This is a genomic window from Halovivax gelatinilyticus (assembly GCF_024300625.1).
Classification (GTDB): domain Archaea; phylum Halobacteriota; class Halobacteria; order Halobacteriales; family Natrialbaceae; genus Halovivax; species Halovivax gelatinilyticus.
Map to the genome: position 1 here is coordinate 851,072 of NZ_CP101322.1, position 11,474 is coordinate 862,545.

The window sequence follows — 11,474 nt, forward strand, 5'->3', positions numbered from 1 at the left end:
GTTCCGGCAAACAGCGAGGTGATCCACCGATCTCAGTCACACTCGTCGGGAAGCGTGATCGGTTGCGTCGCACCCCACGAGTGAAAGTCGACTTGCTGATTTTCCGTTTCACTTCGAATCGGATACCCAGTGTCGACGCTCACGTAGATCGTTTCCGCGTCGTCTTCGAACACGTAGACCTCCTCGCCGCCGATCGTCGCCGTCCCGACCGCCTGATTCGACACGACACTCGAATCGGGTTCTAAGTCCGTATCGACGTACGAGCCGTCCTCGGGATCGCGGCTGTCGAATTCACAATTTCCCATCACGTTGATGTAGTGCTCGCCGTCGATGCCGTACATCTCGACGACTGGCCCACCTTCCTCTTCGATTTCGACGCGGTAATCGCCCTCGTGAACGACCTGCGTTCCGGTCGCCGGCATCTCGCCGGTGATCTCGATGTCGACGGCGAACGACGATTCGAACGCGACGATGTCGCCGTAGGTTACGTCTTCCGGTGCCGGTCCTGTGTCTTCGACCTCTGCGTCGTCGGTTCCGCCGCCGTTACCCTCGCCGCCGGTCTGCGGGCCGAATCCACCGGATCCGTCGTCGTCCGACGAATCGTCGTCCGAACAGCCGGCCAGCGCGGCCGCGGTCGTCGTTCCGAACAGTGCAAGTGTGCGTCGTCGGGATACCCCGTCGGTCATCGAGGGAGACTCCCATCCGGACAGCGATAAGTATACTCTGTACGACAGTACTGTCGCGTCGATTACAATATGTTCTTACTTCGGAGCGTACGAGACCTCCTGGACGGACTCGACGACGTCGAGCGACTCGTCGAGGGTCAAGTGCAATCGATCGTCCTCGGCCGGGACGGTGAGACGGAATCGGAGCGGGTCGGTGTCGACTACCGTTTCTTCGACCCGCTGTGCGCGTCGGAACGTCTCCCACGACGCGAAGTGGTGTTCGATCCCGTTATCGTGGAAGAACGCCGTCACGGTCGGATGGGCGAGGATGGCGATCGTGAGCGGGCCGCGCGTCGTCGACTTACACTGGCTGCACACCTCGACGGCTTCGATCCGGTGTGCGCGGTGACAGTGCGGACAGCCGCCTCGCTCGCTCGGCTCGTGGTTCTCACAGATATCGACCGATTCGTCGACCACGCCGGAGCAGTCCGGACAGACGCCGAGAATGAACGATCGAACCCGGTTCAGGTTGTATGCCAGCGTCGCGTGAAACGCCGCTTCGGGCGTCCGATCCGAGAGGCCGGTCGGCGGCAACGGAAACGTAAAGAGGACTCCGGTGTCGCCGTCGGCGTTCTCCCAGAGGCCGCGACACTCGCTGCACGAGACGCGCAAGTGGTGGTTCTCGTAGGCGATCACGACCGGTGCGTCACAGCGAGGACACCCGATACCGATCTTCTGGGGTTCGATGTTCGGGTGGCCGCGAACGGTCCCCGCGACGACAGCCCGGGCGATCTCGAACCCGGCCTCGGTGAGTTCGTATCCCGAGTCGGTTCGACGGACGAAGTGGTCGGTGAGCTGTTCTAAGTGGTAGTTGAAGTTTCCCGTGTCGTCGTACCCCACCCGATCGTACAGTTCCGAGAACGTGGCCGAACCATCCGACTCGTACAGGTCCGCGAACTTGACGACGTGGGCCGGATCGTTCGGATCGTACCGTTCCCACAGCGTCTGGACGATCGCAAAGCGAGTTTCGTTCGCCAGGACGGCGAACGCGTCGTCCGGATCGAGCGTCGCCGAACGGTCTGCATCCCCATCTGCCATGTGAATAATACCTTTCGTGTCAACTACAATAATCTATCGACACTCCAGCCGTCCGTCTGACGATACTTCGTCGCGTCAGTTCGCTGGAACCACGTCCGTCCGATCGAGTCGGCCCCCATGTCGGCAGGTAGAATAAAGCGTCCGTTCGAACCCACGACGATCGGCGGGTGGGTCCAGGACCGCCGTATCACACTCACGGCGGTGAACGGTCCCTATCTCGAGCCTCGCCGAACGCAACGACCATCACCCGGAACGGCGTACGCCAACGTAGTCACCATGTTCGATACGATTCTGGTGGGAACCGACGGGAGCGATCGAGCCGAAGCCGCCCTCGACTACGCCATCTCGCTCGGGGCGGCCGTCGGCGCGACGGTCCACGTCGTCACCGTCGTCGAAACCTCGGAGAATCCGATGAAGTTCGGGACCGCGGAAGTCGACGAGATAAACGCGGCGGCCGACGCGATCGTCGACGAGGTCGTCGCCGCCTACGACGGCGAGGCGGTCGACATTCGCGGCGACGTCCGTCGCGGTCGGCCGACGGACGCCCTGCTCGCCTACGCGAACGAGATCGACGCGGCCATGATCGTCGTTGGCGAACGCGGCGCCGATGGCGTCACCGGGGCGCTCCTCGGGAGCACGGCCGATCGACTCGCCCGCACCGCGGACGTGCCGGTCACCATCGTCCCAGTCGAGTGAGTCGCCGATCAGGTGGATCGCCTGTCGAGTGAGTCGTCTGCCGAATGGGTCGCCTGTCGAGTGAGTCGTCGAGCGAGAGAGTCGTCAACCGGGGTGAACCGCGGGGTCGAACGAGCGGGTCGATTCCTCCACGGAACCATTGTCGGTCCGACAGGATTTTGACGGTGGCCTCAGACGTCTACTCGTGCGTTCCGAACCGTCCGCCATCGGTCTGCTGATCGATCGGACGTTCCTCCACCGACTTCGACACGCGGTCGGCCGTGACGTCGCCGCGTTCGACGTCGCGGTCGAACCCGATCCGGAGCTGTGTTCGCTCCTCGAACCGTCGTTCGAGTCGGTGGAAGACGTTCGCCGACGGTTGACCCGGCTCGAATCGGCGCTGCTCGACCGCGACGACCGACGGGCCGTATTCGCCACGGTGTACGCGGAGATGACCGAGCAAGCCGTGCGGGCGATCGACGCGGACGTATTTCAGAATCCGGCGTGGATGAAACGGTACCTCGTTCGCTTCGCCGAGTACTACCGACGCGCCTTTCTCGACTACGAGCGCGGGGAACGCTCGGCCGTTCCCGACCCGTGGACCGTCGCGTTCGCAACGGCGATCGAAGGGAACGCGCTGGTCGTCCAGGACGCGTTTCTCGGGATCAACGCCCACATCAACTACGACCTGGCGCTGACGCTCTCGGACGTCGGAATCGACCCCGACCGCGCCTCGAAGTACGCCGATCACGATTGCGTAAACGACATCCTCCGTTCGCTGGTCGCCGTCCAGCGCGAATTGCTCGCCGAGCGCTACGCACCCGGCCTCTCGCGAATCGGCGACGGGCTCGGCGATCTCGACGAACTCGGAGCCACGCTCGGACTCAGAGCGGGCCGTGAGAAAGCCTGGCGCGTCGCCGTCGTCCGAACCGACGCCGGATGGCTCCCGGTCGACCGGTACACGCGGTGGGTGATACATCGGACCGCGACGGGGACGGCCCACGTCCTGCTGGCTCCCCACGTCCCCGAGGCGACGATGCGGACGCTCCGGGCGATCGAAGGCGACGAATTCGACCTCCGCTCGTTCGCCGCGCGGTTTCACGAACGGGCGTGACCCGTTGGGTCGGAGCCGGCGATTCCGTCACCCGCCGACGTGCCGACGGTAGCGTGGTACTCCTTCACTTTCACTCCGGTGCGATCTCGAACCGACAGCCCTTATGCGTCTGGGCCGCTGGGCACTGCATAGATGACCGCCGAGTACATCGAGGTTCGCGGTGCCGAAGAGCACAACCTGACCGACCTCGACGTCTCGATCCCCCGGGAGTCGCTCACCGTCGTCACCGGCCTCTCGGGTTCGGGGAAGTCCTCGCTCGCGTTCGAGACGATCTACGCCGAGGGGCAACGCCGCTACATCGAGAGCCTCTCCGCGTACGCCCGGAACTTCCTGGGCCAGATGGACAAACCCCAGGTCGAGACCGTCGAGGGGCTCTCGCCCGCGATCTCGATCGATCAGAAGAACGCGGCCAACAACCCCCGCTCGACCGTCGGGACCGTCACTGAACTACACGACTACCTCCGCCTGCTCTACGCCCGGGTCGGAACGCCCCACTGTCCGGACTGCGGCCGCGAAGTGGGAGAACAGTCGGCTCAGAACATGGTCGAACGGATCTTCGAACTGCCGGAGGGAACGCGGCTCAAAATCGCCGCGCCGGTCGTGCGCGACCAGAAGGGTGCGTTCTACGACCTCTTCGACGAACTCGTCACCGAGGGCTACGCCCGCGTCGAGGTCGACGGCGACGAATACGACCTCACGATGGATCGGCCCGAGCTGGACGAAAACTACGATCACACGATCGACGTCATCGTCGACCGCGTGAAAGTGGGTCCCGAGGACCGTCCGCGAATCGTCGACAGCGTCGAGACGGCGCTTTCGGAGGCCGACGGCGTACTCAAGCTGATCCTGCCCGATCCGCCCGAGAGCGCAGCCGACGAACTCGGCGAAGAGGCCCGGCGGACGGGCGATCTCGGACGGGAAAGCGACGCGGACGACGACGGCGAGGACGCGGCCGACGATCGCCTCGTCGTCGAGTTCTCGAAGGAGCTCGCCTGCACGCACTGCGGGATCGACATCCCCGAGATCGAAACGCGCAGTTTCTCCTTTAACTCACCCCACGGCGCCTGTCCGGAGTGTGAAGGGCTCGGTGAGACGAAGGAGATCGACGCAGACCTCGTCATCCAGGATCCGACGAAACCGCTAAAGCACGTCTTCGAACCCTGGAGTTACAGCCGGTCGTACTACCGAACGCGACTCGATGCCGTCGCCGAGCACTTCGACGTCTCGCTGTCGACGCCGTACGAGGACCTCGATTCCGAGATCCAGCGGGCCTTTCTCTACGGCACGAGCGAGAAGGTTCTCTTCGAGCGCTCGACCAGAAGCGGGACCCGGCGCAAGCGCCAGCGGTTCGAGGGCGTCATCCCGAACCTGGAGCGTCGCTACCTCGAAACCGACTCGGACTCGACGCGCGAGCACATCGAGGATTACATGTCGGCGACGGCGTGTCCCGCCTGCGACGGAACGCGACTGAAGCCGGCCTCTCGCGCCGTATACGTCGACGAGACGTCGATCACCGAGATCAACGCGATGTCGATCGGCGACGCCCTCGCACACTTCGAATCGATGGAAGCGGACCTCACCGAGCGCGAGCGGGTGATCGCCGAGGAGATCCTCAAGGAGATACGCGCCCGTCTCGGCTTCATGTGCGAGGTCGGACTGGAGTATCTGACGCTCGATCGAGAGGCGTCGACGCTTTCGGGCGGTGAGAGCCAGCGCATCCGGCTCGCCACCCAGATCGGCGCCGGCCTGGTCGGCGTACTCTACGTCTTAGACGAGCCGTCGATCGGGCTCCATCAGCGCGACAACGACCGGTTGCTAAACACCCTCGAAGAGCTTCGCGATCTGGGGAACACACTCATCGTCGTCGAGCACGACGAGGAGACGATGCGCCGGGCTGACACCATCGTCGACATGGGTCCCGGGCCCGGCAAACGCGGCGGCGAGGTCGTCGTCAACGGACCGATCGAGGACGTCAAAGCCTGCGAGGAGTCGATCACGGGCGACTACCTCTCCGGGCGACGCCAGATTCCGGTTCCGGGAGACCGCCGCGAATCGGACGCCCACCTCTCCATCCGCGGCGCGCGCCAGCACAACCTGGCCGACCTCGACGTCGACCTCCCGCTGGGCTGTTTCACCGCGATCACAGGCGTTTCGGGGTCGGGCAAGTCCACCCTGATGCACGACGTGCTCTACAAGGGGCTCGCCCGCGAGATGAACGACAACACGAGCGTCGTCCCCGGCGAGCACGACGCGATCGAGGGGATCGACGAGATCGAAACGGTCCGACTGATCGATCAGTCGCCGATCGGGCGCACCCCGCGGTCGAACCCGGCCACCTACACCAACGTCTTCGACCACGTCCGCGAGCTGTTCGCTCAAACCTCGCTCGCCAAACAGCGCGGCTACGAGGTCGGGCGATTCTCTTTCAACGTCAAGGGCGGCCGCTGCGAGGAGTGTGGCGGACAGGGAACGGTGAAGATCGAGATGAACTTCCTCTCGGACGTCTACGTCCCCTGCGAGGCCTGTGACGGCGCTCGCTACAACGACGCGACCCTCGACGTCACCTACAAGGGCAAGACCATCTCGGACGTCCTCGACATGTCCGTCGAGGAGGCCTACGACTTCTTCGAGGCGAACTCGCAGATCCGTCGGCGCCTGCAACTACTCATGGACGTCGGGCTGGATTACATGCGACTCGGCCAGCCCTCGACGACGCTCTCGGGCGGCGAGGCCCAGCGGATCAAGCTGGCGGAAGAACTCGGCAAGCGAGATACGGGCAACACGCTCTACCTGCTCGACGAACCGACGACCGGGCTGCACTCCGCCGACGAGCGAAAGCTGATCGACGTCCTCCACCGGCTGACCGACAACGACAACACGATCGTCGTCATCGAACACGAGCTCGACCTGGTGAAAAACGCAGATCACGTGATCGATCTCGGCCCCGAAGGCGGCGAAAACGGCGGCGAGATCGTCGCGACCGGGACGCCGGAAGCGGTCGCCCGAACCGACGAATCCTACACCGGCCGGTACCTCCGCGACCTGCTCCCCGACGTCGACCTCGACGGGCCGCGCGGCGAGCGCGTCGAGCCGGTCACCGCGCCGGCGACGGACGACTGACCATCGCAATCGGCCCGATACCACGTGGAATCGATTCGACACCGATTGACGAGCGATCCGAGGTCGATAGACGAGCGACCGGGACCGGTGGACGAACGATACGGGATCGACAGCTAGCGGCCCGCCGACGGAGGAGATTCTGCGTGACAGACGGGCGAGACGGGGCTGACCGGTCGGCAGTGTTTCATCGTTCTCATCGCGAGTCGGCCGTATTCGATAACCCGTTCCAATGGTTATTTGAAGGTGAGCCGCGTACGGTATCGAGCGAACGAATCCCGTCGCGCCTGGAATCCATCCCCATGTCCGATCACCACCTTCCGACGACGCCCTGGACCCGACAGTCGTGGGCGTTCGCCCGCCGAAACATCCAGCAGACGCTACGAAATCCCGTACTCGTCTTCCTGCTGGTCGGCTGGCCGATTCTCTGGTACGTCCTGACCGTCTCGCTATTCGTCGACGACGCGAACGGGCCGGTGAAGGCGGCGATGGGGATGACGTTCGGTCTCTTCGGCGCGTTCACGGTAACCGTCACCATCTTCGCCGGCGAATTCGCGCGCGATCTCGACGGCGATCGATACCTCAAGTTGCGCGCGATGGCCGTCTCGCCCACCGCCGATCTCGCCGGTCGCTTCGGCTCGGGAATCGTCCTCGGGGTGGCTTCCTACGTCGTGACGGTCGCCGCCGCACTGATCCACGGAGCGACGTTCGTCGACCTCGACGCGCGGGCGATCGCGATCGTCGCGTTCACGCTGTTGGTGTTCTGTCTGATCGCGATGACGCTCGCGCTGTTGCTCGCCATCGCCATCCCGAAACCCGAGTACATGACGACGATCTCCGTCGTCCTCGTTCTGTTGGCCTTCTACGTGACCGGCCAGAACGGCGTCGTTCCCCACATGATCGCCGGCGATCGGCCCTCGTGAACGTCCTGCCGAACTCGCTGGCGACGCGCGTCCAGATCACCGCCTGGATCGGCGCCGCCGACGCCGACTTCATGACGCCGCCCGACGCGCCCGACTCGCTCGCTCACGTCGGCGTCCTCGTCGGCTACGCGGTCGTCTTTCTCGCGATATCGGTTCTGGTCGTCAAGCGAGTCGCCTACACACCCGAGTGATCATGCAATCCAGTTCACCCGAAGCCGACGTACCGACCGCCGCCGAGACCGTCCTCGAAACGCGAGGGGTGACGAAAGGGTTCGACGGCGACGCGGTCCTTCGCGGCGTCGATCTATCGGTCTCGTCCGGGGAGATCGTCGTCCTGATGGGAGCGAACGGGGCCGGGAAATCGCTCCTGCTGTCCTGTCTGGCCGGAAGCGCCACCCCGGACGACGGGACGATCCGCCTCTTCGGTTCGCTGACGCCCGCGGAGGCGAGACCACGGGTGAGCACGATGATACAGGGCCGAACGGTCGACCCCGACCTCACCGGCCGCGAGAACGTCGCGTTCTATCGCGATCTATATCCCGTCGAGTTCGGCGATTGGGAGACGCTGGCCGAGCGACTCGAGCTCGAATCGGCGCTCGATCGGCCGGTCGGCACTTACTCGGGCGGAATGAAACAAAAACTCGAACTGCTCATCACGCTCAGTGCGGACGCCGACCTCTACGTCCTCGACGAACCCACCTCGGAACTCGACCTCGGCACCCAGCAAACGGTGTACGAGGCGCTCAGAGCGCGACGATCGGACGGCAGTACGGTGATACTCGCGAGTCACGCGCCGCTCGACGCCGAGATCGCCGACCGAATCGCCATGCTCGCAGAAGGGCAAGTCGTCGCCACGGGAGCCATCGACGACCTCCGGGCAGCGCTCCCGACGGTGGTTCGTACCGACGACCCGACGGCACACACGCGACACCTGCTCGGCGGGCGCGCCTTTACGGACGGCGAAGAGATCCGGGGCTTTCTCGATCCGTCGATCGACGGAACCGAGGTGGACGGGGCGCTCGAAGCCGACCGTCCGACGAACACCGACGTGTTCAACTACTACTCCCATCTCGCCTCCGAATCTGGGGAGTGAGAGCCGGTTGAAACCAATCGACGCTCGAGTACACGGTTACAATCGAATCCAACACGACCCCGATTTGAAACGAACGACGGTAGGCGAGACAACGTGTCACTCGGAATAGTTCCCCTCAGCGAACCCACACCCGGTCGCCACTTACGCCGGAACGGCCTCGCCCCTCGGTTCGAAGGCGACGTTGTCGTCTTCACGATAGGTGATCGTCACCGCCGTCCCGCCGCCGTACGGTTCGTCGAACGACAACGAGCCGCCGGTGGAGTGGACGATCCAGTTGACCAGCCAGAGGCCGAGGCCCGAGCTGTGTGCGAGCGGGGTCTCTTCGCCGTCGAGAACGGCCTGTCGATCGGATTCGGGAATACCTGGTCCGTCGTCGGTGACGGTAAACTCGACCCGGGAGTGCTCGTCTACGGCCGTGGAACTGACGGCCACTTCGACGGTCGGTTCGGGATCGGTGGCGTGTTCGATCGCGTTGTCGACCAGTTCGTCGAGCGCGTCGGTTACGCGCGAGTCGACGTCGGGTAAGCCGGATTCCTGAACGTGCGAGCGAATCGACGCGTCGGGATAGGCCGCGGTCGCTCGATCGACGACCGATCTGACCGCCTCCGACGGGGCGACCGCGTACACCTCGCCGTGGCGGTCGATCGTCCGCTCGACGCCGCGCGCTTTGTCCGCGGTCGCGAGGAGGTCGTCGATCTCCTCGCGTATCGGTTCGACGTGGCTCGCTTCGAGCGACGGGGCCTGGTCGGCCAGCAGGTTCGCGTGGCCCTGGATGACCGTAAACGTGTTACGCAGGTTGTGTCTGAGGACGCGATTTAGCACCTGAATGCGTTGCTCGCGCTGGCGCTGGACCGAAACGTCCCTGACGACGAGGACGTTTCCGGACCCGACGGTTGAAGACGTGACCTCCTTGGGAAACGTCGTTCCGTCGGCTCTGCGTCCGGTGAGCCGGCCGCGCCAGAACGAGTGTTCCGAGAGCGCCGGAATGATTTCGCGCTCGATCGTTCCGAGCGCGTCGTTCGTGTAGAGCTGGTGCCAGGGCTCACCCTCCAGCTGAACCGGGTCGTGAAAGCCGTAGAGTTCGGCGTAGGCGTCGTTGACGTAGACGTGATCGCCATCTTCGATGATGGCGACGCCATCCATCGAGCTATCTATCGCGCGCGATAGGCGCACCGTCTGGCGGTGTTTCGCTACCAGCGAGGTGTAATTGTGTCCGATCACGGCGCCGACCCCGCCGCCGATACTCCAGCCGAGCAATCCCATCTGGAGCGGGGCCGCCGCCTGGGGCATGCGCATCTCGGCGAGTAACACGGCCCAGCCTGCAATCAGCGCCCCGATCGCGGCGCCGACGAGGGCCCCAGCGGCGACGAGCGTCGACCGGCGCGGCGAGCTGTCAGCCAACCGACCGCGAACGCCGTCCCAGACGAGCGCGACGCCGACGACCAGCATGAACAACACCTCCAGGAGGAGTTGCGAGAGGTCACCGCCGCGCCCGAGTGCGTAGCTCACCGCGACCGCGAGAAAGAGCACGCCGACTAGCGCCACCGCGTTCTGTCGGACGATCGAAGGGAGACGTCGGCCAGCGACGGACATCGTAGTGGACGAGACGGAATTTCGAGCCAGCCCGTATAACTGATGTGGCCGGTTATCACCCCTGGCGTGGCGCCCACCTTCGTACGTGAACACGTCGCCTGGCGTCGGTCTGCCCGCCCCAAGGATCATTGTGCCGTCCGACGGAGTATCGACCATGACGACCGTCTACCTCGCCACGGAGGATCGCGTCCTGCGCGTCGACGACTCAGGAAGATCGAACGCGGACGATACTGGATCGGGCCGAGCTCAGGTCGTCTCGACATCCCTCGAAGCCGGCCGGCTACAGTGTCTCGCGTACGCGGACGGAACGGTATACGTCGGCACGTTCGACGACGGCTGTCTCCGGGCGACCGACGCGGCGGGGACGTCGTTCGAAGACTCGGCGTTCGATCGACTCGACGTCGGCGGGGGCGATCCGGTGACGGCCCTGTCGGTCTCGCCCCACGATTCGTCGACGATCTATGCCGGGACGGAACCGAGCCGACTCTACCGGTCGACCGACGGCGGCGACACCTGGACCCACCTCGACGGGATCACCAACCTGCCATCCGAACCGGAGTGGTTCTTCCCGCCGCGGCCAGAGACACACCACGTCCGGTGGATCTGCGTCGACCCGTTCGACCCGGATCGGCTCTACGTCGGCATCGAAGCCGGCGCGTTCGTCCTGAGTACCGACGGCGGCGACACCTGGCGCGGGCGCCCGGAGGGGTCGCGCCGTGACAACCACAGCCTGGAGACGCACGCCGACCGCGAGGGACTCGTCTACGCCGCCGCCGGCGACGGCTTCGCCAGATCGATCGACGGCGGCGAGACGTGGCACCATCCGCAGGTCGGACTCGACCACCGCTACTGCTGGTCGATCGTCGCCGATCCGAGTGACCCCGGGCGCGTTCTCGTATCGAGCGCCTCCGGCGCGTCTAGCGCCCACCGTCCCCCATCGGCCGACGCCCACGTCTACCGGCTCGACGGCGAATCCGCCTGGGAACGCCTCGACGATCGCGGCCTTCCCACGGGCGACGGCGTCGTCAGGAGCGTCTTCGCGACGGGCCGGACGGCCGGCGTGGTCTACGGCGCGAACAACCGCGGACTGTACCGATCCGACGACTTCGGCGATAGCTGGGAACGGCTGGCGATCGAGTGGGACGACGCGCTGGAACGGCAGGTTCCCCGCGGGATGGTCGTCGCGGAGACGTGAC

At 65.0% G+C, this 11,474-nt stretch carries 10 protein-coding genes; 7 read left to right on the forward strand and 3 right to left on the reverse strand.

The genetic code is table 11. The features are described 5' to 3' along the window. Positions 1 to 32 precede the first annotated feature (32 nt). Positions 33 to 686 (reverse strand): hypothetical protein, encoded by a 654-nt coding sequence (locus NKH31_RS04105; protein ID WP_254863872.1) that lies wholly within the window; start codon positions 684 to 686, stop codon positions 33 to 35. Between the two features lie 75 nt (positions 687 to 761). Further along, positions 762 to 1,763 carry a winged helix-turn-helix domain-containing protein gene (locus tag NKH31_RS04110; protein WP_254863873.1) on the reverse strand — a complete coding sequence of 334 codons (1,002 nt, stop codon included), beginning with the start codon at positions 1,761 to 1,763 and terminating at the stop codon, positions 762 to 764. A gap of 276 nt (positions 1,764 to 2,039) precedes the next feature. Here NKH31_RS04110 and NKH31_RS04115 point away from each other — a divergent pair, with 276 nt between their 5' ends. The 6 genes from NKH31_RS04115 (at position 2,040) to NKH31_RS04140 (ending at position 8,685) form a co-directional block, all read left to right on the forward strand. Next, the gene (locus NKH31_RS04115; protein ID WP_254863874.1) at positions 2,040 to 2,459 is read left to right on the forward strand and encodes a universal stress protein; all 420 of its coding nucleotides are present in this window, start codon (positions 2,040 to 2,042) and stop codon (positions 2,457 to 2,459) included. Positions 2,460 to 2,643: 184 nt separating this feature from the next. Continuing rightward, positions 2,644 to 3,552 (forward strand): DUF5995 family protein, encoded by a 909-nt coding sequence (locus NKH31_RS04120; RefSeq protein ID WP_254863875.1) that lies wholly within the window; start codon positions 2,644 to 2,646, stop codon positions 3,550 to 3,552. 132 nt (positions 3,553 to 3,684) lie between these two features. Beyond that, positions 3,685 to 6,672 carry an excinuclease ABC subunit UvrA gene (gene uvrA, locus NKH31_RS04125; protein ID WP_254863876.1) on the forward strand — a complete coding sequence of 996 codons (2,988 nt, stop codon included), beginning with the start codon at positions 3,685 to 3,687 and terminating at the stop codon, positions 6,670 to 6,672. Positions 6,673 to 6,971: 299 nt separating this feature from the next. After that, positions 6,972 to 7,592, forward strand: coding sequence for an ABC transporter permease (locus NKH31_RS04130; protein WP_254863877.1), 621 nt, complete (start codon positions 6,972 to 6,974; stop codon positions 7,590 to 7,592). Beyond that, a complete protein-coding gene (locus NKH31_RS04135) occupies positions 7,589 to 7,783 on the forward strand; it encodes a hypothetical protein (RefSeq protein WP_254863878.1) in 195 nt (64 codons plus the stop codon). The genes NKH31_RS04130 and NKH31_RS04135 overlap by 4 nt, the downstream gene beginning before the upstream one ends. Positions 7,784 to 7,785: 2 nt before the next feature. Further along, positions 7,786 to 8,685, forward strand: coding sequence for an ABC transporter ATP-binding protein (locus tag NKH31_RS04140; protein ID WP_254863879.1), 900 nt, complete (start codon positions 7,786 to 7,788; stop codon positions 8,683 to 8,685). Positions 8,686 to 8,826: 141 nt separating this feature from the next. On the opposite strand, the gene NKH31_RS04145 is transcribed toward NKH31_RS04140, so the two are convergent. After that, positions 8,827 to 10,278 (reverse strand): sensor histidine kinase, encoded by a 1,452-nt coding sequence (locus tag NKH31_RS04145; protein WP_254863880.1) that lies wholly within the window; start codon positions 10,276 to 10,278, stop codon positions 8,827 to 8,829. A 154-nt stretch (positions 10,279 to 10,432) separates the two neighbouring features. Here NKH31_RS04145 and NKH31_RS04150 point away from each other — a divergent pair, with 154 nt between their 5' ends. Next, positions 10,433 to 11,473: a WD40/YVTN/BNR-like repeat-containing protein gene (locus NKH31_RS04150; RefSeq protein WP_254863881.1), complete on the forward strand. Its 1,041-nt coding sequence runs from the start codon at positions 10,433 to 10,435 to the stop codon at positions 11,471 to 11,473. The last annotated feature ends 1 nt before the right edge of the window (position 11,474 follow it).